The sequence below is a fragment of the Undibacterium pigrum genome (assembly GCF_003201815.1).
Classification (GTDB): Bacteria; Pseudomonadota; Gammaproteobacteria; order Burkholderiales; family Burkholderiaceae_D; genus Undibacterium; species Undibacterium pigrum.
In genome coordinates this window covers 1,037,779-1,060,444 of record NZ_QJKB01000001.1, presented here as the reverse complement: position 1 = coordinate 1,060,444, position 22,666 = coordinate 1,037,779, and the positions used below count along the sequence as shown (strand labels likewise).

23 protein-coding genes are annotated in these 22,666 nt (G+C 47.7%); 16 read left to right on the top strand and 7 right to left on the bottom strand.

The annotated features are described in order from the left end of the window. Nucleotide 1 precedes the first annotated feature (1 nt). Nucleotides 2-2,266: a heavy metal translocating P-type ATPase gene (locus DFR42_RS04670; RefSeq protein ID WP_110253751.1), complete on the top strand. Its 2,265-nt coding sequence runs from the start codon at nucleotides 2-4 to the stop codon at nucleotides 2,264-2,266. Nucleotides 2,267-2,282: 16 nt separating this feature from the next. Next, nucleotides 2,283-2,426 carry a cbb3-type cytochrome oxidase assembly protein CcoS gene (gene ccoS / locus DFR42_RS04665; protein ID WP_110253750.1) on the top strand — a complete coding sequence of 48 codons (144 nt, stop codon included), beginning with the start codon at nucleotides 2,283-2,285 and terminating at the stop codon, nucleotides 2,424-2,426. A 23-nt stretch (nucleotides 2,427-2,449) separates the two neighbouring features. On the opposite strand, the gene mnmH is transcribed toward ccoS, so the two are convergent. Together mnmH and DFR42_RS04655 are read right to left on the bottom strand one after the other, a co-directional pair. Further along, nucleotides 2,450-3,520: a tRNA 2-selenouridine(34) synthase MnmH gene (gene mnmH / locus DFR42_RS04660; RefSeq protein WP_110253749.1), complete on the bottom strand. Its 1,071-nt coding sequence runs from the start codon at nucleotides 3,518-3,520 to the stop codon at nucleotides 2,450-2,452. Between the two features lie 28 nt (nucleotides 3,521-3,548). Further along, nucleotides 3,549-4,208, bottom strand: coding sequence for an arylesterase (locus DFR42_RS04655; RefSeq protein WP_211324150.1), 660 nt, complete (start codon nucleotides 4,206-4,208; stop codon nucleotides 3,549-3,551). A gap of 13 nt (nucleotides 4,209-4,221) precedes the next feature. Here DFR42_RS04655 and DFR42_RS04650 point away from each other — a divergent pair, with 13 nt between their 5' ends. Beyond that, nucleotides 4,222-4,914, top strand: a complete 693-nt coding sequence (locus DFR42_RS04650; RefSeq protein WP_110253747.1) for an ABC transporter ATP-binding protein — start codon at nucleotides 4,222-4,224, stop codon at nucleotides 4,912-4,914. 20 nt (nucleotides 4,915-4,934) lie between these two features. Here DFR42_RS04650 and DFR42_RS04645 read toward each other — a convergent pair whose 3' ends face one another. Genes DFR42_RS04645 through DFR42_RS04625 form a run of 5 tightly spaced genes read right to left on the bottom strand, consistent with a single transcriptional unit; the run spans nucleotide 4,935 to nucleotide 9,287 of the window. Beyond that, the gene (locus DFR42_RS04645) at nucleotides 4,935-5,720 is read right to left on the bottom strand and encodes a UDP-2,3-diacylglucosamine diphosphatase (protein WP_110253746.1); all 786 of its coding nucleotides are present in this window, start codon (nucleotides 5,718-5,720) and stop codon (nucleotides 4,935-4,937) included. A gap of 30 nt (nucleotides 5,721-5,750) precedes the next feature. Then, complete coding sequence (locus DFR42_RS04640) at nucleotides 5,751-6,239, bottom strand: peptidylprolyl isomerase (RefSeq protein ID WP_110253745.1); 489 nt, start codon at nucleotides 6,237-6,239, stop codon at nucleotides 5,751-5,753. A 35-nt stretch (nucleotides 6,240-6,274) separates the two neighbouring features. Continuing rightward, a complete protein-coding gene (locus tag DFR42_RS04635; RefSeq protein ID WP_110253744.1) occupies nucleotides 6,275-6,946 on the bottom strand; it encodes a peptidylprolyl isomerase in 672 nt (223 codons plus the stop codon). Between the two features lie 38 nt (nucleotides 6,947-6,984). Next, entirely contained in the window at nucleotides 6,985-8,259 is a 1,275-nt protein-coding gene (locus tag DFR42_RS04630) for a L,D-transpeptidase family protein (RefSeq protein ID WP_110253743.1), read from the bottom strand. Further along, nucleotides 8,259-9,287 carry a YybH family protein gene (locus DFR42_RS04625; RefSeq protein WP_110253742.1) on the bottom strand — a complete coding sequence of 343 codons (1,029 nt, stop codon included), beginning with the start codon at nucleotides 9,285-9,287 and terminating at the stop codon, nucleotides 8,259-8,261. The genes DFR42_RS04630 and DFR42_RS04625 overlap by 1 nt, the downstream gene beginning before the upstream one ends. A gap of 479 nt (nucleotides 9,288-9,766) precedes the next feature. On the opposite strand from DFR42_RS04625, the gene DFR42_RS04620 reads away from it, so the two are divergent. The 13 genes from DFR42_RS04620 to DFR42_RS04555 all read left to right on the top strand — a co-directional run bounded on the left by DFR42_RS04620 (nucleotide 9,767) and on the right by DFR42_RS04555 (nucleotide 22,551). Beyond that, nucleotides 9,767-10,741 (top strand): acetyl-CoA carboxylase carboxyltransferase subunit alpha, encoded by a 975-nt coding sequence (locus DFR42_RS04620; RefSeq protein ID WP_110253741.1) that lies wholly within the window; start codon nucleotides 9,767-9,769, stop codon nucleotides 10,739-10,741. Then, a complete protein-coding gene (tilS, locus tag DFR42_RS04615) occupies nucleotides 10,738-12,129 on the top strand; it encodes a tRNA lysidine(34) synthetase TilS (protein ID WP_110253740.1) in 1,392 nt (463 codons plus the stop codon). The genes DFR42_RS04620 and tilS overlap by 4 nt, the downstream gene beginning before the upstream one ends. Nucleotides 12,130-12,162: 33 nt before the next feature. Next, the gene (gene dnaQ / locus DFR42_RS04610; RefSeq protein WP_110253739.1) at nucleotides 12,163-12,870 is read left to right on the top strand and encodes a DNA polymerase III subunit epsilon; all 708 of its coding nucleotides are present in this window, start codon (nucleotides 12,163-12,165) and stop codon (nucleotides 12,868-12,870) included. A 535-nt stretch (nucleotides 12,871-13,405) separates the two neighbouring features. After that, entirely contained in the window at nucleotides 13,406-13,723 is a 318-nt protein-coding gene (gene flhD, locus DFR42_RS04600) for a flagellar transcriptional regulator FlhD (RefSeq protein WP_110254236.1), read from the top strand. A 38-nt stretch (nucleotides 13,724-13,761) separates the two neighbouring features. After that, the gene (flhC, locus tag DFR42_RS04595) at nucleotides 13,762-14,316 is read left to right on the top strand and encodes a flagellar transcriptional regulator FlhC (RefSeq protein ID WP_110253737.1); all 555 of its coding nucleotides are present in this window, start codon (nucleotides 13,762-13,764) and stop codon (nucleotides 14,314-14,316) included. Between the two features lie 25 nt (nucleotides 14,317-14,341). Further along, the gene (locus tag DFR42_RS04590; RefSeq protein WP_245936823.1) at nucleotides 14,342-15,148 is read left to right on the top strand and encodes a class I SAM-dependent methyltransferase; all 807 of its coding nucleotides are present in this window, start codon (nucleotides 14,342-14,344) and stop codon (nucleotides 15,146-15,148) included. Between the two features lie 118 nt (nucleotides 15,149-15,266). Continuing rightward, entirely contained in the window at nucleotides 15,267-16,127 is an 861-nt protein-coding gene (gene motA / locus DFR42_RS04585; RefSeq protein ID WP_110253736.1) for a flagellar motor stator protein MotA, read from the top strand. Between the two features lie 26 nt (nucleotides 16,128-16,153). Next, nucleotides 16,154-17,077 (top strand): flagellar motor protein MotB, encoded by a 924-nt coding sequence (gene motB, locus DFR42_RS04580; RefSeq protein WP_110253735.1) that lies wholly within the window; start codon nucleotides 16,154-16,156, stop codon nucleotides 17,075-17,077. 65 nt (nucleotides 17,078-17,142) lie between these two features. Continuing rightward, a complete protein-coding gene (locus DFR42_RS04575; protein ID WP_110253734.1) occupies nucleotides 17,143-17,691 on the top strand; it encodes a chemotaxis protein in 549 nt (182 codons plus the stop codon). Nucleotides 17,692-17,742: 51 nt separating this feature from the next. Further along, nucleotides 17,743-18,108 (top strand): response regulator, encoded by a 366-nt coding sequence (locus DFR42_RS04570; RefSeq protein ID WP_110253733.1) that lies wholly within the window; start codon nucleotides 17,743-17,745, stop codon nucleotides 18,106-18,108. Between the two features lie 50 nt (nucleotides 18,109-18,158). Then, nucleotides 18,159-20,192 (top strand): chemotaxis protein CheA, encoded by a 2,034-nt coding sequence (cheA, locus tag DFR42_RS04565; protein ID WP_110253732.1) that lies wholly within the window; start codon nucleotides 18,159-18,161, stop codon nucleotides 20,190-20,192. 35 nt (nucleotides 20,193-20,227) lie between these two features. Next, complete coding sequence (locus tag DFR42_RS04560; RefSeq protein ID WP_110253731.1) at nucleotides 20,228-20,737, top strand: chemotaxis protein CheW; 510 nt, start codon at nucleotides 20,228-20,230, stop codon at nucleotides 20,735-20,737. A gap of 80 nt (nucleotides 20,738-20,817) precedes the next feature. Then, on the top strand, nucleotides 20,818-22,551 hold the full coding sequence (locus DFR42_RS04555) for a methyl-accepting chemotaxis protein (RefSeq protein WP_110253730.1): 1,734 nt from the start codon (nucleotides 20,818-20,820) through the stop codon (nucleotides 22,549-22,551). Nucleotides 22,552-22,666 lie beyond the last annotated feature (115 nt).

The window sequence follows — 22,666 nt, the reverse complement described above, 5'->3', positions numbered from 1 at the left end:
TATGGATCCCCATTACGCATTGCCTGCCCCTGGTTCTATAGATCAGCAGCTTGTTTCTGAAAAACTGAATTTGTCTGGCATGCGCTGCGCCGCCTGTGTGCAATTAATTGAATTTCGTATCAGGCAGTTGCCGGGCGTTACTTCATTCAAAATCCATCCTGCAAGTCATCGTGCCGATATCACCTGGGATACTCAGTCACTGACATTCAAGCGTATTCTCGCAGCCATTACTGATCTTGGTTATGGTGCCTTGCCAGCCAGTCAATCGCTTGATGAGCTAGAGCAAAAAGAAAACAAGCGCGCCTTATGGCGTTTGTTTGTGGCTGGTTTTGCCATGATGCAAGTCATGATGTATGCCTTTCCTGCTTATCTGGTTCCTGTACCGCAAATTGATGGAGACCTGACACCAGATGTGGATAAGCTGCTCAAGCTGGCCAGCATGATTATTGCCGTGCCTGTCATCGGTTTTTCAGCATCACCTTTCTTCTCTTCTGCCTGGCGTGATTTGAAAAATCGCCACATAGGCATGGATGTGCCAGTTTCTCTCGGCATATTGCTGACTTTTTTCGCCAGCGTCTGGGCAACGTTTCATGGTGGTGCTGTGTATTTTGACTCAGCCATCATGTTTGTATTCTTGTTGCTTGGTGCGCGGCTGATTGAATCCAGGGTACAAAAACGCACGACCGCTGCATTGAGAATATTGACGCAATTGTCGCCGGCAATGGCGCAACGTTTTCTTGCATATCCGCAAGTGGCGACTGAAACGGTAGATGTGGCCAGCTTGCAAGCTGGAGATTATTTGCTTGTTGCTGCGGGTGAGCATATTCCTGCTGATGGTGTGGTCATTACTGGCGATAGCAGTTGCGATGAGGCATTGATGACCGGTGAATCTTTACCTGTCAATAAATCCAAGGGCAGTAATGTGCTGGCGGGTGCTGTGAATCTTCAGGGTGCTTTGGTGATGCAGGCCAAAGAGGTGGGCGGTGCAACTCAGCTGTCAGCACTGATAGCCATGATGGAGTCTGCATCACTGGAAAAACCACCTCTGGTTTTGCTTGCAGATAAACATGCCAGCCGTTTTCTGATCATTATTCTTGTGCTGGCTTTTATCAGCGGCATAGTCTGGTGGCAAATTGATCCTGGTCGTTCCTTGTGGATAGCTATCAGTATCATCGTCGTAACCTGCCCATGTGCCTTGTCTCTGGCAACGCCGGGTGTCATGTCTGCAGCCATAGGCATGCTGGCTAAAAATGGGGTGTTGCTGGCAAAATCAAAAGCCATACAAGCCATGGCAATGGCAACACATATAGTCTTTGACAAAACTGGCACGCTGACCATGGGTAAATTGCAGGTCAGGGAAATGCTGCATGGTGAAGGTGCATCTGCCAGCGAAGCAATTGCCATGGCACTGGCCTGCCAGTCTTCGCATCCGGTAGCCAGGGCAATTGGTGATTATCTGGCGCAAAAAAAATCGAATCATGAGCTGGCAGATGTGGCTGGCTTGAGCAAAGTCAGGGAAGTGCCGGGTGGTGGCATTGAGGCTGAATGTGAAGGTAAAACCTATCGTTTGGGTAGCGTGGAATTTGCCAGTGACTTGCATGCGCAGGACTTACCCATTCCACCAAATTTTGCAGGTCAGACGCTGAGCGTACTCGCCAGTGAACATGGCAACCTGATCTGGTTTGCACTCGATGATGTATTGCGTGACGATGCGATTGCCGCTATCAGCAATTTAAAAAACAAGGGTAAGCAAATATTGCTGCTGTCGGGCGACAGGCAGGATGTGGTTAATAAAGTCGCTGCACAATGTGATATTCAGGCGGCGCACGCTGGCCTTAGTCCCGCAGGTAAATACGCCATAGTGCAAAAGCTGCAGGCAGATGGTGCGACGGTGGTCATGGTTGGTGATGGCATGAATGACGGACCGGTATTGGCACTGGCTGATGTGTCGGTTGCGATGGGGCAGGGCGCTCCCATTTCACAGTCGCGCAGCGATGTATTGCTGATGTCAAATCGCTTGCTTGATCTGGACTTTGGAATGACAGTTGCCAGCAAAGCTTACCGGCTGATACGCGAAAATCTGGCCTGGGCAGTACTATATAATTTATTTGCGATACCGGCTGCCATGAGTGGTTTGCTGGAACCCTGGCATGCTGCTCTGGGGATGTCATTGAGTTCGTTGATTGTGGTCCTTAATGCGCTGCGATTATATTTGCTGGAGCAGCCTGCGTATCTGATACCGGAATCTGATGCAGGATTGAGATAGGGGTAACAAGAAAATTATGGACATCCTTTATTTATTGATACCTCTAAGTCTGGTGCTGGTGTTTGCCATTGGTGCCGTATTCTGGTGGGCAGTCAATCACAAACAATTCGATGATCTGGAAGACCAGGGGCAAAGGATAGTTGATGACCTTGATGGTTGAGGTGTTCTTTTTTACGCGTTCGCTTATTTGCGCTCAGTAAGACTTAATATACGATTTGCTGTTTGCCTGAAGTCAGATTCATCAATATCATTTTGCTCTATTGTTTCGGCATGGGGATACGCAGCAAAGTTTCTTATGATAGATTTGTCATAGGCAGGGTCGTAATGTTGTTCCAGTAACTCCTGTACCAGACGCTGTAGTTCCCCACCTTCTGCCAGTTGCCTCCAGTGTGATATCTTTTCTTTACCATGCAATGCAGTCAAAAAATGCAATTGCCTGTTCAGGCTTTCTGTATCACGCATGAAGTGAGCATATTCTTCAGTCAGCAAAGCTACTCTTTTCTCCATTGGAAGTGTGAGCCGCAGGCAAGCTGAGGCGCGCATGGCATGCATGAGACTCTCCGGTATGCGCAGGCTGCCAATTTTTTTGCTTTCTGCTTCTACGTAAATAATTTTCTGCGCATTGAATTCTTGCAATTTCTCGAAAATGCGACTTTCAAACTGCTTTTGAGATGGTTGCGTATATTCAGGTATGCCGCCAAAAACCGAACCTCTATGGGCCGCCAGTTGTTCCAGGTCCAGGACTTGTGCGCCCAAATTTGCAAGGGTCTGCAAGCTGCGACTTTTACCACTACCGGTTGGGCCACATAATACCTGCCATTGAAATTGCTGAGCTTCAGAACTCAGGCTTTGATTGACGTAATGACGGTAGGCCTTGTATCCACCATTCAATTGCGCTACCGGCCAGCCTATTTTTGCCATGATATGCGCCATGGCGCCACTGCGGTTGCCGCCACGCCAGCAATAAACCAAGGGGCGCCAGTCATGCGGCTTATCCTGGAACAGGTTTTCTATGTGTCGCCCTATATTCTTTGCTACCAGGGCTGCGCCCAGGCGCTTGGCTTCAAATGCGCCAACTTGCTTGTACATGGTGCCTACGATAATGCGTTCTTCATTATCCAGCACCGGGCAATTGATGGCATGGGCAATATGGTCTTCAGCAAATTCTGCCGGGCTGCGCACATCGATGATGGCATCAAATTTTGCGCGTCTTTTGAAAGCCTCCGGGAAGTCGAGTAGTTCTGGATATTTCATGGTTTATTACTCTTTTTTTGTGCGTATTTTATTTGCCTAATAATGGCAATAAATGTGGCCAGACATTATTGAGTATGGCAGGGTGGGCCTCTGCAAGCGGGTGGATGCGGTCAGCCTGAAACAGGGTATCTTTCTCTGCTACGCCTTCCAAAAGAAAAGGCACGAGAGCAGTCTTGTTTGCCTTGGCCAGTTTTTCGTAAAGCGAAAAGAAGCGTTCAGAATAATCGGGGCCATAATTGGGCGGGATGCGCATACCCGCAAGCAGTACTTTGCTGCGCTGTGCCTTTGCCATTTCTATCATGGCCTTGAAATTATCCTCGGAAGCCTTAAGTGGTAAACCACGCAAGGCATCGTTACCCCCCAGTTCTATGATCAGCACGTCTGGATGATGTTTTTCCAGCAGGGTTGCCAGCCTGGCTTTGCCGCCACTGGTAGTGTCGCCACTGATGCTGGCATTGATGACCGTGGCAGCGATATTTTTTTGCTGTAATCTCTGCTCCAGCAAGGCAACCCAGCCTTTGCCGCGTACGAGGCCATATTCTGCTGATAAACTGTCACCGAGCACAAGGATGGTTTTTGATGCAGAATGAGCAGGTAAAGTAGTGAAAATGGATGCAGCAAACATCACAAACATCAGGGCTTGTTTTGATAGCCTGCTGACGTGACCTGACAATTGAGTGAAAAGCATACGTAAAGACCTTATGGAATCAAATAAAGCGGCAATCGAAGTAAAGCATCTGACCAAGCGCGTAGCGGATGCAACGGGCGAGTTGAGCATACTGAATGGCATAGATTTTACCGCGCAAGCCGGGCAGACGCTTGCAATTGTTGGTGCCTCTGGTTCTGGCAAGTCCACCTTGCTGGGCATACTGGCTGGCCTGGATACGCCAACTGAAGGCAAGGTCTTGCTTGATGGAGTGGACATTTTCGATTTGACAGAGGATGGCAGGGCGCAATTCCGTAAAGAAAAGCTGGGCTTTGTGTTCCAGTCTTTTCAGTTGCTGATGCATTTGAATGCGCTGGAAAATGTCATGCTGCCGCTGGAGTTGCGTGGTGATAAACAGGCACGTGCGAAAGCAGAAAAAATGCTTGAGCACGTCGGCCTGGGCTCAAGACTCAGACATTATCCCAAGTTCTTATCTGGCGGCGAGCAGCAAAGGGTGGCGCTGGCCAGGGCTTTTGTCACTGAGCCGCCACTGTTGTTTGCCGATGAACCTACTGGTAGCCTGGATGCTGCTACGGGCGAGGCGATTATCAATCTGATGTTCACTTTGAACCGTGAGCGTGGGTCTACCTTGGTTCTTGTGACGCATGATTTGTCGATAGCAGCGCGATGTGGTCGGGTGCTGACGATCAGTGCCGGACATTTGCGTTCAGATACGGTGAATGCTTAAATTGCGACTGATGTAATAATTTATTTCAGGCTTCCGTCCCAGTCGTAAGTCTGAATGCTGCCATCGCTATAGGCGGCCAGCCAGCCGCCACGCTTATCGGGGTCTTCGCAATCCCAGTCGGGTAATACATATCTGGTCTGGTCATTACTGACATGGATGGCGGGCCTGTGGGTGTGGCCGTGTATCATGGTGCTGGTGCCAGTTTGCGAGAATAATGCAGCAATGGCATCTGCATTGACATCCATGATGGCGACGGATTTTTGTTTTTGTTCCATCTTGCTTTCTGTCCGCAAGCCTTCAATAATCTTTTTACGCTGATCAAGTGGCATGGCCAGGAAGTTGTTTTGCCATTCTGCCTGCCTGACTTGCTCCCTGAATTTCATGTAGGCATGGTCATCGGTGCACTGTGCGTCACCATGACTGATGATCACTTTTTTTCCAGCCAGTTCGATCACACTGGGGTCATGCAACAAGACTGCGCCAGTTGCTGCCGCAAAATCAGTGCCAATTAAAAAATCACGATTACCTGCTATCCAGTAAAGCTGCACACCATGATCATGGACTTTGCGCAAGGCCTGGACGATGCGTAAATTATAGGCATCGTTGATATTGTCATCACCCACCCAGTATTCAAATAAATCCCCCAGCAAATAAAGTGCCTTTGCTGAAATGGCCTGCTTTTCAAGAAAGCGCAAAAAAGCCTCGGTGGTAAGCGGGAGGCCGGGATTTAAATGCGTGTCAGAAACAAAAAGCGCAACCAGTTCAGGTTGCGCTTTTGTCTGATTCGCGTTGTGGTCTGCGATCATGGACTGTACTGATAAATATGCTGATAAGTATTAAACGATTTCTGCTTTTTCGATCAGGACGTTTTCTACCGGTACATCCTGGAACATGCCAGTACGGGTAGTTTTTACAGCCGTGATTTTGTCGACCACATCCATGCCTTCAACTACTTTGCCAAATACGCAGTAACCCCAACCATCCTGGCCTGGGTAGTCAAGGAAGTCATTCCTTTTCGTGTTGATGAAAAACTGTGCAGAAGCAGAGTGCGGATCACCAGTGCGGGCCATGGCCAATGCATAACGCTCATTCTTCAAGCCGTTTTTGGCTTCATTTTCGATAGGTGCATTAGTGGATTTTTGATTCATGCCTGGCTCGAAACCACCGCCTTGTATCATGAAACCATCGATGACGCGATGGAAAATCGTGCCGTTATAGTGACCAGATTCAACATAGGCCAGGAAATTGGCAACAGTTTTTGGTGCTTTTTCTTCGTTCAGTTCGATCTTGATGTTACCGAAGTTGGTGGTCAGAATAACGGCCATGATAGTCTTTCGTTTCAAAAAGTTTAGAGATTTGTTTATTTTAACAAGGTAGCGGATTGAATGATAACTGGTTTGACAGGCACATTTTGCATCATTTTTGCCTCGCCAGTTTCTACCACTTTAATTTTTTCAACCACTTCCATACCCTTGATGACCTTGCCAAATGGCGTGTAGCCAGCAGTCATTGCCAGTGCACGGGCACGCCTTTCAGTAACGGTATTGCCGCGATACTGGAATTCTACCGGATCACCCTCAGGCAGGATTTGATGGTTGAGAAAATCATTGTCTTTGACATTGATATAAAACTGCGCACTTGCCGAATTAGGGTCTTGTGTGCGCGCCATGGAAACTACACCCAGATCATTTTTCAAACCTTTATCCAGCGCTTCACGTGCTTCCAGCGGTACTGGTTTATTGGTTGGTTTTTCTTTCATGTCTTTATCGTAGCCACCGCCCTGTATCATGAAGTTATCAATGACACGGTGAAAGATGGTTCCTTTGTAGTGGCCGCTTTTGACGTACTTGAGGAAGTTTTCTACGGTTTTTGGGGCAGCCTCAGGATAGAGTTCAATAATGATCTCACCCATATTGGTTTTAAATGCCACCTTTGGTTGCCCTTCAGCAAAACTGAAGGCGCTTGCCATCATCAGGCAGGTGCCCAGCAATACACTGCTCAGTCCGGATTTTGATATTTTCATAGTCAGCATAAGTGATTGATTGATGATTTAATTTTATATGAAAGAATTCAGACAGTTGTTTCGTAAATTATGCGCCATCTAGCTGCTTCTTTCAGCCAATATTGACGTTTGCGAACTGCGGCTCTGGTTTTGCCATTCGTCGTCTCCTGGGTGAATGTGCTGACGATCAGCTCATCCTTGCCTGGGTAGCGGAAATGGGTGACATCTTTTAATTTAATAGCAGGATTATGCCAGTTATCCCAGCTTTGTTGCTGCTTTGGAAACCAGGTATTCAGATTGTCGCCCTGGGTAGTCTTAAAATTGCGCGAATAATTGGTCAGAATCCGGTTGGCATTCTGGCTTTGCATGTCCAGACGCCAGTCATCCACCAGTTTTTCTGCCAGGGTTTTATCGACTATCCACTTATTGCGGGTGACAAATTCCACCTGCTCGCTAATGATGACGGGCGTTTTGCCTATGTCGACCATGGAAGAGATTTTTAAAAAATCCGGATTCGTCAATACCACGCAGCCATCCGATGCCAAAGGCGGGCGGCTGAAGTTTTCCGGCGGCATACCATGCAGCCAGATGCCAGAGCCATTGCGCCCATTGAATTTATCCCATTCATTGGGGTAATTCAAGGGCAGGGCACCTGGGCCATAGAAGCTGGGCAGCTTGGTGCCAGCGAGGCGACTGGTAATGTAGTACACGCCTATGGGTGTCTTTTGATCGCCTTCCTTGATCTTGTTGATGCCGAACTTACCCTGGCTGATATAGAAATCATTGATCAGCCGTGGCTGGCCGGCGGCATTCTCATAGACATATAAGCGAGATTTTTTTGCATCGACGACGATCGCCTGTTTTTGGTCATCGCGCAATTGCAGGATAGCTCGGGGAACTAGCTCCGGATCGGGGCGTTCGCGGTAAGAGCGTATGCGTGCCGCGGCTTCATCTCTGAGATCTTTCAGTTTATCTGGCTGGGTTAAAGCACCAACGCCAAAATTACGCACTGGGCGCGTATGCATCAAGAGCAAATCGCCCTGTATCAGGTGGGCCAATTGAAAATGCGGATACGCCTCTACCAGCGCATCTATCTTGCTTTGGGCTTTTTGCAGATTGTTGGCAGCCAGATACTTATAGACTTCAATCAGCAAGGCATCAGGGTCAGGTGCATTGGGATTGATTTCAGCAGGTGCGACCTTAGTCGGGCGTGACTTGGCCGTGGCGATGGCTGGTGACAAGCCCAAGCCATACACCAGACAAGACAATGCAAAAATAGCAAAAATACGCGATTTTCCGGCTTTGCCAGCAGCCGGAGGACCAGAATTGACTGCGAAAAACATTAGCTACCCGCGCGCTCCTGTTTGATCTGCCATTTGCCGTCCTGCCTTACCATATGCAGGGTTTTGCGGCTATTGGCAGTCAATTGGTCAGAGGTGTAAATCTGGCGGAATTTCACTGTCGCAGTACTACCATCCACATCGACTTTGGCGGATTCAATTTTGACATTGATACGGCCTTTGCCTTCTATCCTGTTGCGGCGTTCTTCTGCCCAGGCTTTATAGCTTTCACCTTTAGGTGTCTGGAAATCTTTTGCATAATGGCCCAGATAGGCATTGGTGTCTTTGCTACTCCAGGCTTTGGCCCAGTTCTCTACTGCTTTCAGCACATCTTCTTCTGCTTTGTCAGTGGCTGCAGTTGCAACAACTGCAGGAGCAGGTTTGGCCTTGGGTTCAGGCTTGGCAGTTTCGGGTTCCGGTTTTGCCGCTGCTACTGTAGCAGCGCTGGCCTTGGCTGGGGCTGCAGGCGTTGGCGCCGCTGCTGCAGGCATGGCAGTCTTGGGATTGGTGCCGCCGGTGGTATTGCCAACCAGATTTTTAACCAGGGTGAGCTTTAATTTAGCGGTATTGTTGCCAGAATCGAGTTGCAAAGCCTTGTCATAAGCCTGGCTTGCCAGTTTGGCATAGACATCACCCAGATTTTCATGGGCTGTGCCATAAGTAGGATTGGTTCTGATGGCCATTTCCAGCGCGGCACGCGCCTTGTCGTATTGGCCTGAAGAGGCATACAACACTGCCAGATTATTATAGGGCTCAGGCAATTCAGGGTAATCATCAGTCAGTTTCGAGAAAACCGTGATGGCTTCTGCCGATTTGCTTTGTTCTGTCAATATCAAACCCTTCAGGAAGCGCATCTGCGCATCCTTGGGACGCTGTGCCAATGCTGCATCCACTTTCTGCAGAGCCTCGCTTACCTGGCCAGCCCTGAGTAATTTGCCAACATCGGCGGCCTCATCTGCACGCACATGGGCAGACATCAATAGCAAGGACAGACTGGATACGGTAAGTACATTCTTTAAAATGTGGCGCATGGTGTTCGGTCTTGGATTTATAGGAGTTTGGCAGAACATATAAGCAGCAATGGTATACTGGCTCGCAAGCAAAACGCCATCTTATCAAATAAGTTGCCGACTATGGGTGTTTGACAAACAAACAGCATTTCACCTTCACTTTATTTTTCAGTTTTAGCAAAATCTGTGGCGTTATGTCTCTTGAATACGAGGATAGTCAAACGAATTTGCGTTATGGAAACAAGCTGACGGTGCTGATTTCTACTGTTCTGACGCAAGCCAAAAGCGGGGAATACTGGACAGCGGGGCAGGTTTTGATATCTAATCTGGTCCGTCAGGACTAAATGTCCATTATAAAAGCACATGAATTTTGCAAAATAAGCATCTAAATGCTTGTTTTGTACGCTAAGCACAGCGACACTTGATTCAATTAAACATAGCGCCAGCGCCAGAATGAAATTGGATTTTTTTATCAACTCGTGTGATGTTAAGGAGGCACGATGACTAAAACGACATTTTTAAATTTTGAACAGTCAATTGCAGAACTAGAAACAAAAATAGAAGAACTGCGTTTTGTTCAGGATGATTCCGCAGTCGATATTTCTGAGGAAATAGACAGACTGTCGAAAAAAAGCCAGATGTTGACCAAGGATATTTACGCCAAGTTGACTCCGTGGCAAGTGTCGCAGATTTCGCGTCATCCCCAGCGTCCATATACCATGGACTACATCAATCAGATGTTTACTGATTTCCATGAGTTGCATGGCGACCGCAGTTTTTCTGACGATCAATCCATCGTAGGCGGTTTGGCAAGGTTCAATGGCCAAGCCTGTATGGTCATGGGCCATCAAAAAGGTCGGGATACCAAAGAGCGCGCCATGCGCAATTTTGGTATGCCCAAGCCAGAAGGCTATCGCAAGGCCATGCGCCTGATGAAACTGGCCGAGAAATTCGATATTCCTGTATTTACCTTTGTAGATACCACAGGTGCCTGGCCTGGCATAGATGCAGAAGAGCGCGGTCAGTCTGAAGCCATTGGCCATAACCTGTATGTCATGGCAGAACTCAAGGTGCCGCTGATCACCACCATTATTGGCGAAGGTGGTTCTGGTGGTGCGCTGGCACTGGCAGTAGGTGATGCCGTATTGATGTTGCAATATGCGACTTATTCTGTGATTTCGCCAGAAGGTTGCGCTTCCATCCTGTGGAAGACATCTGACCGTGCATCCGATGCTGCTGAAGCTCTGGGCCTGACGGCTCACAGGCTGAAAGCCATGGGCCTGATCGACAAGATCATCAATGAACCATTGGGTGGTGCGCACAGGGACCCTAAGCAAATGTGTGCTTTGGTAAAACGCGCGCTGGCAGATACCCTGCGTCAATTCCAGGGTGTAAAAACCAAGGACTTGCTGGCTGCCCGTCATGAAAAATTACTGAGCTACGGTAAGTTTAAGGAAACGAAACTTGCTGAATGAGGCCAGATCAACATTGCTCCAGTCTTGAGCAAACATTCTCAAAAAAACTCGATGCCATTATTGCTGATTTCTGTGAAGGAAAGCTGCAAAATGGCCTCGCGGTAGCTTATAGCGGCGGTCTGGATTCCACGGTTTTGCTATCCCTGGCAATCAATTATTGCCGCCGCAGCGACATCCCCCTGTTTGCATTTCATATACACCACGGCCTGAGTCCCAATGCCGACGCCTGGCTGGACCACTGCCGGGCTGGTTGTGTTGCCACTGGCATCAGCTTTCAATCTGAATGCATACAGGTTAGCCGCGACAGTGGTGATGGGGTGGAAGCGTCTGCACGTAAGGGGCGCTATCAGGCTTTGGGGCGAATGTCGAAAAATGCCGGCATTCCATTAATCCTGGCTGCTCATCATCAGGATGACCAGGCTGAAACCCTGTTATTGCAGTTGTTGCGGGGCAGCGGCGTAGCTGGCATGTCGGGTATGGATGTTTGTCATCGCGCGCCCAATTTGTTTGGCCATGATGAAGTCATGCTGGGGCGGCCACTGCTGACAGAAAAACGAAGCACACTCGAAGCTTACGCGAGTCAGCAGGGTTTAAGCTACATCGAAGATGAATCCAATACTGACCAGCGTTATCTGCGCAATGCCATACGCCACAGTGTGATGCCGGTGCTTGAGGGTTTGTCGCCAGGCTATTCAGAGCGCATCGCGCGTTCTGCCACCCATTTCCAGGCGGCGCAAGATTTGCTGCTGGAAGTTGCTGAGCAAGATTTTGTCAGTTGCACGCATGATACTGGCCTGGCAATTGCTGCCATGCGAGCGCTGAGTCCTGCACGCAGGGACAATTTGTTCCGCTACTGGTTTTCCAGGGCTGGTGTGCGCATGCCAACGACCTCGCGCTTGAAGGAAATGCAAAGCCAGTTGTTTGATGGACGTGAAGATGCGCGTATTACAGTGCAGCACGATACTATTGCCATACACCGCTATAAAGACACTGTCTATTTATCAGCGCAACAAGCTGAGGTGTCTGAGGAAAGCCGTTTGCTAGGGTTTGTCTGGCAAGGGCAGGCACATATCCATTTCCCTGAATTTGCTGGTAGCCTGCATTTTGACCAGAGTGATCATGGTTTTGATGCGGCCTGGTTGCAGTCGCAGGCGCTTTCTCTGCATTTGCGCAGGGGAGGAGAGCGATTGAAGCTGGCAGAAAACCGTTCTACCCGTGACATGAAGAGCCATTTTCAGTCCTTGCGCATACCATTCTGGCAGCGGGAACGCTTACCCTATGTCTCTACAGGCCAGAATTTACTGTTTGCTGCCGGCGTCGGCATGCAAAGCCGGTTTTGCAAGGCGGCACCGGGCGCATGTATTTCCCTGCGCTGGGTTTTTGATTAAATTAAGTATTGTCGTCTTATAGGAATATTCAATATGCGTAGGCAGCTAGTCCTCGATACCGAAACCACAGGTTTGAATGCACGCAATGGCGACCGCATCATAGAAATTGGCTGTGTAGAATTAATTAACCGTAAGCTGACTGGAAATAATTTCCATCGCTATATCAATCCCGAGCGTGATTCAGAAGAAGGCGCGCTGGCAGTTCACGGCTTAACGACAGAGTTTTTAAGCGATAAGCCCAAGTTTGCCGAAGTGGTTGAAGAATTCTGCAGCTATATCAAAGGTGCGGAAATCATTATCCATAATGCACCCTTTGACGTCGGCTTCCTGAATGCAGAGCTCGCGCGCCTGAATTTGCCAGTGCTGACTGAATATTGTCCCAGCATTGTAGATACCCTGGTGCAGGCAAAGGAATTGCATCCCGGAAAGCGAAATTCTCTGGATGCCCTCTGTACTCGCTATGAGATTTCAAACTCACACCGCAAATTGCATGGCGCTTTGCTGGATGCTGAATTATTGGCAGATGTTTTTCTGGCAATGTCGCGTGGACAAAATAGTTTTGAGATCGATATCGAGGAGGATGACACCCCACAAGAACAGGAAGTTGTCGCCTTTGATATGCCGGTCGGAGAGATTGCTGTCTTGATGGCAACGGATGAAGAGATGGGGGAGCATGAAGCCCTGTTGTCGGGTCTGGATAAGCAAATCAAGGATAAATGCATCTGGCGCACGACCGTGTAGGAAATAATGGTAAATATTGCTTTTAAAGAAATGCATAAATAACAATAAATATAAGAATTACTAGCTTTAATTGCCATCTAAAAGACTCAAAAATGATCACCTGTTGCAAACAGGTGATTTTTTTGAGTTTTTTTTGGTCCCAAGCCTAAAGTTTTCACAATTTGTTGCCGTTAGATGGGCATGAAAATAAATCGAAAATATTTTTAAATTTTCCCTAAAGTTTTCTAAAGCGCTGCCGTTAATGATTATAAGACGATGAAGTAAAAGCTCGTTTTTTACGTAAGTAATTGTTTTCATTGATGTTTTTTGAATTGGCCAATTTTGCTGATCCGAAAAAATAAAAATCTGTTTTCTACGAAATTTCATTTTGTAGATGTCTAAATGTGCCTGTAGGATATTTTCCTACGGCATGTCTTCGTTTTATTCTTGGTTCAAATACGGATTCCCGCTTATACAGCCGCTTTTCCTCAGCCTGCACAATGTATCTCACTGGCAACGCAAACATGCCGCTGATTACAAACTGGAGGGTGAGAAAATGACGCAGAACGATATGATGGCCGAGATTCGGGATGCCAATTTGAGTTATTTGATGTTGGCACAACAAATGATTCGCGCTGATAAAGCGACCGCTATTTTCCGTTTGGGTATCGGTAAAGAAATTGCAGACCTGATCGAAGGTTTGAATAATGCCCAGATTTTGAAATTGGCTGGCTCCAATATGATGTTGGCGCGCTTCCGCTTTGAAGATAGCTCCATTTTGTGCATGTTGACAAATTACAACAAGGAACGTGCTCTTGCGCATTCCCATGCTGCGATTTTGATGGCTGGTCAGCCAGTTGAAGAAATCCATTAATTTGTCGGGCATTGAATCGAAGCAGACGGAGAAAAATCATGGCAAGCAAAAGCGTAGTAAACGAAGCTCACGAAATTCAACTGGCAATTGAACTGGTCAATCTGGGTGCCAGATTGCAATTGCTGGAATCTGAGACTTCCTTGTCGCGTGAGCGTCTGTTGAAGATATACAAGGAATTGAAGGGTGTATCTCCACCAAAAGGTATGTTGCCTTTTTCTGCTGACTGGTTTGTTACCTGGCAGCCGAACATTCATTCTTCTCTGTTCATGAATATCCATAAATATCTGCGTGACCATGCAGGTGTGGATGGGATTGATGCAATCATCAAAGCGTATCGTCTGTACCTGGAGCAAGTGCCTGTTCCTGCAGGTGAGGAGCCAGTATTGTCACTGACGCGTGCCTGGACGCTGGTTCGCTTCTTTGAAGGTAAAATGCTGAGTTTTGCAAAATGTTGCAAATGCAGTGGGCATTTTGTTGCGCATAGCCTCGATTTGCATGATGATTATGCTTGTGGTTTATGCCACGTCCCGTCAAGGGCAGGTAAAACAAAAAAAGCAAAAGATGCGGAGGCCGCGCTGGAAATGGTGGCATAAGGTGGCATAAAATTCAGGAGGAGCCTTGGAGGTAGCATCATCAAAAACCCGCAAAGGCAAACTCCTCCCTGATGAAGGTGTTTTTTCGTCGCCCGTCTTTCAGGCCTTGCTGATACAACTGCTAGCGTTTGGCCTGTCCTATCTGCTATATGCCATCGACCGGTGGCAATTTGCTGGCACACTTTCCCCTTATTTGCTTCTTGTTATTCACGCCAGTCTGGCTGCAGTGCTCAGTTTCCTGTCGGGCATGAGCTGGTGGTGGTGGCTGATACAATTTATTTTCCCTTTCGCAGTTGTTGCCTCTCTGGTTTTTCAACTGCATCCTGCACTCAGTTTGTGCATCTTTTTGCTGATGGTATTGTTGTTTTGGTCAACTTACCGCACGCAAGTCCCATATTTTCCTTCCAAATCCAGTTTATTGCCGTGTATTCTTGAGCAACTACCTGCGAGTGAGGATTTACGTTTCATTGATATAGGTAGCGGCTTTGGTGGCGTGTCCCTCAGTCTGGCAAAGCTGCGGCCGCAACAAACATTTTATGGCGTTGAAATAGCGCCATTCCCCTGGCTGGTGAGTTGGTTGCGAGCGAAACTGTCTGGTCGCAGGCTGGGGTTTTATCTGAAAGACTACCTGCAACTTGATTTTGCGGATTTTGATGTGGTATTTGCGTATTTGTCGCCAGCGGCCATGCCTGAGCTGTGGATGAAAGTCAGTTCAGAGATGCGGCCCGGTGCCATATTCATGAGTTACGAGTTTAAAGTGCCTGGTGTTGAGGCGGATTTAATTATAAAAAGCAATGCGAATGACCCCGTTCTCTATATCTGGCGCATATAATGATCATAGTGAAATGTATTCCTGAAGCAATATTTAACCTTCCATTTCTGGTGAATGTTTCAGGTCTGAGGTAGTGTAGTCGATATTATAAAAAATCCTCTCTAAGGAGTAAAAGCTCGTGTTAGTTATCGTCGGCTATATCGTCGTGGTGGGCTCGGTCTTTGGTGGCTTTGTGATGTCCGGTGGGCATCTGGCGGTATTGTTTCAGCCATTGGAATTGTTAATGATCGGTGGTGCGGCTGTAGGAGCTTCACTGGTAGGTAATAATGCAAAAACGCTCAAGGCTTCTTTGAAAGCGCTTCCTGGCGTATTGAAAGGTTCCAAATACAACAAAGCTTTGTATATGGAATTGATGACGATGCTGTTTGACGTGCTGACCAAAGTACGCAAAGAAGGCCTGATGTCGATTGAAGGTGATATCGAGCGCCCTGAAGAAAGCCCGCTTTTTAGTAAATATCCTGCAATCGTCCATGATCATCATATGATGGAATTCATAGGGGACTATCTGCGTCTGATGGTTTCAGGGAATATGGATGCCTTCCAGATTGAAAATCTGATGGACAATGAACTGGAAACGCATCACCACGAAGGACATGTTCCTGCGCATTTCATTGCCAAGCTCGGTGATGGTTTGCCCGCTTTCGGTATTGTGGCGGCGGTGATGGGGGTTGTGCATACGATGGAGTCTGTTGGTATTCCACCTGCCGAGCTGGGTATTTTGATTGCGCATGCGCTGGTTGGTACTTTCCTGGGTATTTTGCTGGCTTATGGATTTGTCGGACCATTGTCCAGCCTGATGGAGCAACAACTGGATGAATCATCCAAAACTTTTCAGTGTATCAAGGTAACTTTACTGGCGAGCCTGAATGGTTATGCCCCTGCCTTGGCAGTCGAGTTTGGCAGGAAGGTGCTGTACTCAACTGAGAGACCTACTTTCTCAGAGCTGGAAGAGCATATCAAGCAATCAAAATCTAAATAAATTAAATAAAAAATGCAGGATTGGTGATGGCAAGCGAAGAACTACGACCGATTATTGTCAAGCGCATCAAGAAGGTGGCCGGTGGTCACCATGGTGGCGCATGGAAAATTGCGTACGCTGACTTTGTGACGGCGATGATGGCGTTTTTCTTGCTGATGTGGTTGCTGGGTTCAACGGCCAAGGGTAATTTGAACGGCATTGCCGAGTATTTTCAGACACCCTTGAAAGTAGCCATGGCTGGTGGTGATGGTAGTGGCGATAGCTCAAGTGTCATCAAGGGTGGCGGCAAGGACCTGAGTGCGCGCGAAGGGCAGAATCGCAAAGGTGAAATTGACGCCCAGAAGAAGACTTACAATCTTCAGGCCGCAGAGGCTGCTTTGGCCAAGGTTGAGGCAGACCGCTTGAAGGGATTGAAGTCCAAAATTGAAGCGGCAATTGAATCCAATCCTACATTGAAACAATACAAGAAGCAGTTGCTGCTGGATATTACGACCGACGGTTTGCGCATACAGATGGTGGATGAACAAAATCGCCCCATGTTTGCCTCAGCCAAGGCTGACTTGCAGCCGTATACCAGAGAAATTTTGCACGAGATAGGCAAGGCACTCAATGATGTGCCCAACCGCATCAGCTTGTCTGGTCACACTGATGCTGCACCTTATGGTAGTGGCGAACGTGGCTACAGCAATTGGGAACTATCGGCTGATCGTGCCAATGCCTCCAGACGGGAGTTGATTTATGGCGGTATGGATGAAACCAAGATGTTAAGAGTGGTCGGTCTTTCTTCTTCGGTGCTGTTTGACAAGCAAGATCCTTTAAATCCTATCAATCGCAGGATCAGCATCATCGTTATGAATAAAAAAGCAGAGCAATCTGCATCTCAGGATGGCGGCTCCATTGAGGTCGCAAATCAGTCTGACTCAAGTGCAGAAATTTCAGTCAAGCCTTGATAGAAGCAAGTGACACGTAAGACTGCAGCATCATTAAGTCAAAATGCATAGATAGGATGCTTAAGATGTCCAAAAAGAAACTGTTGGGTTCTCAGGTTAAGCAACTTTTATCAGGTGTGTCTGATCACGGAAATGCACATTTGCTGGAGGTTGAGACTGACCTTGCGCAAACTACGATACTCTTGGGTGAAGCGATTGAGAAGCTCGGTGTCAGCTTCATGGCGCTGCATGCAGCAATATCGAGCGAGCAGGAAGAAATCAATTTGATCGTTAGTTCTGGCGGGGTTTCAGACGAAAGTGTATTGCGACTCAAGGTCATACAGGAAGATATCGCCAGACATATCAGTTCGGCTGTCACCAGTTTGCAATTTCAGGATTTGACCAGCCAATTGATTTCACGGACCTTGCAAAGATGTGAAGGTTTGCGTGAAGTGTTGGGAACTTTAGGTGTGCTGGGTAATGATATCGAACATGATGGTGAATCAGATGAATTGACGGCGTTATTGCGAGAAACTACCGTACGCCTGGAAAAACAAAGTGCGGACCTGAAGAATTTGTTACGTAAAGCAGTGCATCAAAAGCATCTGGATAGCGGTGACATAGAGTTATTTTAAATCAAGTGGCGGTGAGCATAAGCTGCCTACAATTCGTATAACGGAGTAAATATGGCCAAGACAATTTTAGCTGTGGATGATTCTGGCTCCTTGAGGCAGATGGTAGCTTTCAGTTTAAAAGCGGCGGGATATCAGGTAATTGAAGCAGTTGATGGCCAGGACGGTCTGGAAAAAGCGCGCAATCAGGTAGTTGATCTGGTGCTTACAGATCAAAACATGCCACGTATGGATGGCCTTACCCTGATCAAGTCTTTGCGTGGCTTGCCATCCTATGCACGCGTCCCTATTCTGATGCTGACAACCGAATCAAGCGACGACATGAAGGCAAAAGGCCGGGCAGCGGGTGCCAATGGCTGGCTGGTAAAACCTTTTGATCCACAGAAGTTGACTGAAGTAGTTAAAAAAGTGATTGGCTGAATTCATGGCCTGTAGTCCGGGCAAACAAATGTAAATCACGGAGTTTAATAATGACGATTGACATGAGTCAGTTTTTCCAAGTGTTTTTCGACGAGGCGGAAGAGCTTCTTGCCGAGAAGGAAAAATTGTTACTTGCCGTCGATATCTCTTCGCCAGATCCTGAGGACTTGAATGCCATTTTCAGGGCAGCTCATTCCATCAAGGGTGGCGCTTCGACCTTTGGCCTGACGGATATGACGGAAGTGACTCATATACTGGAGTCACTGCTCGATAAGATACGCAAGGGAGAGATGGCGCTGACGGGTGAGCACGTCGATGCTTTTCTCATCGCCAAAGACATTTTGAAGATGCAGCTTGACGGGCACAGGCTGGGCACGCCGGTTGATCAGGATGCTGTCGCCGATGTCAGGATGCTGCTGCAATCCCTGTCGCAGGATGCTGTGCCCATTGCTGCACCAACTGCCAGTTTCGCCAGTCGTACACCTGAAGTTGATCATTCTGATGTGGTGTTTAAAACCGCATTCAAAATTGAAATGCCTGATGTCTCTGAGGCGGATGCTGCAGCCATTATGTCCGAGATGGGCTTGCTGGGTGCAATTTTCAGGTTGGATAACAACGGCAAGAACGTCGTGCTGGCATTACGCACAAATGAAAGCAAGGACGATATCATTTCGATTTGCTCTTTCATCCTTAACCCGGATACGCTGAAGATAACTGAAGAACAGATCGCCAATTTACCGGTAAGCAAGGCTGCACCTACAGACGATGATCTTGGATATGGATTCTTTGAACCGCTGGAATCCATGTTCCCGCCAGAAGAAAATAAAGACCAGGCCGTCGCTGAAAAAGTGGTGGATGTAGTCGTTGCTGAAAAACAGGTCGTGCAAGCCGAGAAAAAAATTGAAAAGCCTGCAGCCTCACAAGAATCCTCGACTATCAGGGTAGGGATAGAAAAAGTCGATCAGTTGATTAACCTGATCGGTGAACTGGTCATTACCCAGGCGATGCTGGAACAGCGCACTCAGGACCTTGATCCTATCGCTAATGAACGCTTGTTAAGCAGCGTTGCACATTTGACGCGCAATACCCGTGACTTGCAAGAGGCAGTAATGTCCATACGCATGATGCCTATGGATTATGTGTTCTCACGCTTCCCGCGCATGGTCAGGGACCTGGCGACAAAACTTGGCAAAAAAGTTGAATTTGTTACTTATGGTGCTTCGACGGAGCTGGATAAGGGCTTGATTGAGCGCATAGTTGATCCACTTACCCATCTGGTCAGAAATAGTATCGATCACGGCATAGAAATGCCAGCGACCAGGGCGCAAACTGGTAAAAATGAAACGGGTAAATTGTCTCTTTCAGCCGTGCATCAGGGCGGTAATATTGTCATCGAAGTCAGTGATGATGGTGGTGGGCTGAACCGGGAAAAAATTCTCGCCAAAGCCCGGCAAAATGGTTTGGCTGTATCCGACTCCATGAGTGACAGTGAAGTCTGGTTATTAATTTTTGCCCCAGGGTTTTCTACTGCAGAAACCGTGACTGACGTATCTGGTCGTGGTGTAGGCATGGATGTGGTCAAGCGTAATATTGCTGCCATGGGTGGTGTCGTTGATATACGCTCAGCAATGGGGTATGGCACGACGATCACCATTTCTTTGCCATTGACGCTGGCAATTCTTGATGGCATGTCGATTAAGTTCGGCAATGAAATTTATATTCTGCCTTTGGGTTTTGTCATGGAGTCACTGCAGCCAGCCAAGGCCGATATTAAAGAAATCAGTGGTAAGGGCAGGGTAGTCAAGGTTCGTGATGAATATCTGCCTTTGGTGCCTTTATACGAGTATTTTGACATTGAGCCCAAATATACTGATCCATCTGATGGCATTGTCGTCATCGTTGAAGTGGATGGTAAAAAAGCCGCACTGTTTGTAGACGATTTGGTAGGGCAGCAACAAGTTGTGGTAAAGAATATAGAATCAAATTACAAGAAAGTCCCCGGAATCTCAGGAGCAACTATTCTGGGTGATGGTGGCGTTGCACTTATTTTGGATGTCGCTGCTGTTTTGCGCACGGCACGATAAAGATTGAATTAGAAATTTAAGACGAGGAAAAAGAAATGACGCAAATTTCACAGGCTGGTGATCAAGGTTCCAATGATGGAACTAAATCCGATATTGCTGGGCATGAATTCCTTGCTTTTACTCTTGGTAATGAAGAATACGGCATCGACATTCTGAAGGTGCAGGAAATACGTGGCTATGAAGCCGTAACACGTATCGCCAATGCACCAGAATTCTTGAAAGGTGTCATTAATTTACGAGGCATTATTGTTCCTGTGGTTGATATGCGTATCAAGTTTAATCTTGGTACGCCTACCTACGATCAATTCACAGTCGTCATCATTTTGAATATTGAAGGACGTATTGTTGGTATGGTGGTTGATAGTGTGTCTGATGTCACGACATTGCTGCCAGAGCAGGTCCGGCCAGCGCCTGAAATGGGAACGACTTTCAGTACAGATTTCCTGATTGGACTGGGTACTCTGGATGATCGCATGCTGATCCTGGTGGATATCGATAAATTGATGTCCAGTCCAGAAATGGGGCTCGTGGATGCAGAAGTTTGATTTTATGGTTTCTCTCTGATTGCTCTATCAGTAAAAAAGAGTAGACATAGAAGCTGGCTAAAAAATAAATAGGAGACGCTATGAATCTGAGAAATTTTAAAATTGGCACCCGTTTGGGGGTCGGCTTCGCGCTTATTTTGGCAGGTCTGATATCAGTTATATTATTTGTTAATGCACTGAGCGGTAATAATCGCAAGGCAATGGTAGATGGCTTGAACCTGTCCGCGCAAAAACAGGTTTTGGCCAACAATATGAAAAGCGCCCTGTTTGAGGGCGGCATAGCCATGCGTAATATTGGCATACAGTCCGATGTCGGAGAGATGCAAAAAGAAGAGGCCAAGGTCAAACTGCAAAAGAAAAAGTATGAAGATGCCAAAGAAAAAATTGCGTCTTTAGGGTTGAGTGAAGAGGAAAAGAAAATTCTTGGTGATATCGCCAAGATTGATAAGGAAATAGACAAGCCTTTAAAAGACGCCGTTGGGCAGGCCTTGGCATTCAATGCCGAAGGTGCAGCAAAAATTATTGCAACAGTCATCGACCCGCTCAGCACAAAGTCTATTCAGGAGATGAACAAGCTGGTTGATGTGCAGGATGTGGCATCGAAACAGGTTTTTGAAACCTTTTCCGCAGCAGGCGCGAAACTGACGATCTGGTTGTATGTGATTCTGCTGTCTGCTCTGGCTGTAGGTGCATTATTCGCCTGGACTATCACTCGTAGCATTACCCAACCATTGCAAGAGGCCTTGACACTGGCTGAAACCGTAGCTGAAGGCGATTTGCGCAGTCAGGTGACCGTATCAGGTAACGATGAAGTTACGTCCTTGTTCCAGGCTTTGAAGAACATGAATGACAATCTGGCTGCTACTGTAGGGCAAGTCAGGACTGGCACTGAAACCATCACTGTGGCTTCGCAAGAAATTGCCTCTGGTAATGCCGATCTTTCCAGCCGTACAGAGTCGCAAGCAAGTTCACTGGAAGAAACCGCCAGTTCCATGGAAGAGTTGACCAGTACGGTCAGGCAAAATGCTGACAACGCCCGTCAGGCGAATCAACTGGTGGTCTCTGCTTCCAGTGTTGCCGTCAAAGGTGGTGAGGTGGTTGGACAAGTGGTCAGCACCATGGGCTCCATCAAGGAAAGCTCGCGCAAGATTGTCGATATTATCGGCGTCATTGACGGTATTGCCTTCCAGACCAATATTCTGGCCTTGAACGCAGCGGTAGAAGCCGCCAGGGCAGGTGAACAGGGCCGTGGCTTTGCGGTGGTGGCAGCAGAGGTGCGTAATCTGGCCCAGCGCAGTGCCAGTGCAGCCAAGGAAATCAAATCCCTCATCAGTGATTCGGTAGACAAAGTCGATCAGGGGAGTAAGCTGGTGGATGAGGCAGGCAAGACCATGGATGAAATCGTCACCAGTGTTCAACATGTGGCCGACATCATGAGCGAGATCACCGCCGCCAGCCAGGAACAAAGTTCAGGCATAGAACAGGTGAACCTGGCCATTACGCAAATGGATGAGATGACGCAGCAAAATGCAGCTTTGGTGGAGCAGGCAGCGGCAGCCGCAGAAAGCATGGAAGAGCAGGCCGTAGCATTGGCCCAGGCAGTGAGCGTTTTCAAGATGAATTCGAGCAACGTCCACGTCCTTCAGCAATCACGGCCTGTGGTTAGCAAGGCAGTCAGTAAGCCAGCTGCGCCTGCCAGGTCAGAAGTAAAAGCTTTGCCCAGGGCCGCACCTTCAGGTACTGCCGGAGCGGGTGCCCGAGCCAGTAAGCCAGCAACGGATGTTGGTAAGCAAGACGAATGGGAAGAGTTTTAAGTGCTGCAGAATGGCCGTAAATTAAGCGTTCCGGGTGCTGGAAAATTGTAGTTTTACTTTGTTTGTTAAGCATCGGCACCCGTTTTGAATCAAGAATTTAGTTTAACTTAATTAA

Excerpts from the sequence above, each read along its gene's own strand:
- DFR42_RS04670 (WP_110253751.1), top strand. The coding sequence starts at position 2 with ATGGATCCCCATTACGCATTGCCTGCCCCTGGTTCTATAGATCAGCAG.
- ccoS (WP_110253750.1), top strand. The coding sequence starts at position 2,283 with ATGGACATCCTTTATTTATTGATACCTCTAAGTCTGGTGCTGGTGTTT.
- mnmH (WP_110253749.1), bottom strand. The coding sequence starts at position 3,520 with ATGAAATATCCAGAACTACTCGACTTCCCGGAGGCTTTCAAAAGACGC.
- DFR42_RS04655 (WP_211324150.1), bottom strand. The coding sequence starts at position 4,208 with ATGCTTTTCACTCAATTGTCAGGTCACGTCAGCAGGCTATCAAAACAA.
- DFR42_RS04650 (WP_110253747.1), top strand. The coding sequence starts at position 4,222 with ATGGAATCAAATAAAGCGGCAATCGAAGTAAAGCATCTGACCAAGCGC.
- DFR42_RS04645 (WP_110253746.1), bottom strand. The coding sequence starts at position 5,720 with ATGATCGCAGACCACAACGCGAATCAGACAAAAGCGCAACCTGAACTG.
- DFR42_RS04640 (WP_110253745.1), bottom strand. The coding sequence starts at position 6,239 with ATGGCCGTTATTCTGACCACCAACTTCGGTAACATCAAGATCGAACTG.
- DFR42_RS04635 (WP_110253744.1), bottom strand. The coding sequence starts at position 6,946 with ATGCTGACTATGAAAATATCAAAATCCGGACTGAGCAGTGTATTGCTG.
- DFR42_RS04630 (WP_110253743.1), bottom strand. The coding sequence starts at position 8,259 with ATGTTTTTCGCAGTCAATTCTGGTCCTCCGGCTGCTGGCAAAGCCGGA.
- DFR42_RS04625 (WP_110253742.1), bottom strand. The coding sequence starts at position 9,287 with ATGCGCCACATTTTAAAGAATGTACTTACCGTATCCAGTCTGTCCTTG.
- DFR42_RS04620 (WP_110253741.1), top strand. The coding sequence starts at position 9,767 with ATGACTAAAACGACATTTTTAAATTTTGAACAGTCAATTGCAGAACTA.
- tilS (WP_110253740.1), top strand. The coding sequence starts at position 10,738 with ATGAGGCCAGATCAACATTGCTCCAGTCTTGAGCAAACATTCTCAAAA.
- dnaQ (WP_110253739.1), top strand. The coding sequence starts at position 12,163 with ATGCGTAGGCAGCTAGTCCTCGATACCGAAACCACAGGTTTGAATGCA.
- flhD (WP_110254236.1), top strand. The coding sequence starts at position 13,406 with ATGACGCAGAACGATATGATGGCCGAGATTCGGGATGCCAATTTGAGT.
- flhC (WP_110253737.1), top strand. The coding sequence starts at position 13,762 with ATGGCAAGCAAAAGCGTAGTAAACGAAGCTCACGAAATTCAACTGGCA.
- motB (WP_110253735.1), top strand. The coding sequence starts at position 16,154 with ATGGCAAGCGAAGAACTACGACCGATTATTGTCAAGCGCATCAAGAAG.
- DFR42_RS04575 (WP_110253734.1), top strand. The coding sequence starts at position 17,143 with ATGTCCAAAAAGAAACTGTTGGGTTCTCAGGTTAAGCAACTTTTATCA.
- DFR42_RS04570 (WP_110253733.1), top strand. The coding sequence starts at position 17,743 with ATGGCCAAGACAATTTTAGCTGTGGATGATTCTGGCTCCTTGAGGCAG.
- cheA (WP_110253732.1), top strand. The coding sequence starts at position 18,159 with ATGACGATTGACATGAGTCAGTTTTTCCAAGTGTTTTTCGACGAGGCG.
- DFR42_RS04560 (WP_110253731.1), top strand. The coding sequence starts at position 20,228 with ATGACGCAAATTTCACAGGCTGGTGATCAAGGTTCCAATGATGGAACT.
- DFR42_RS04555 (WP_110253730.1), top strand. The coding sequence starts at position 20,818 with ATGAATCTGAGAAATTTTAAAATTGGCACCCGTTTGGGGGTCGGCTTC.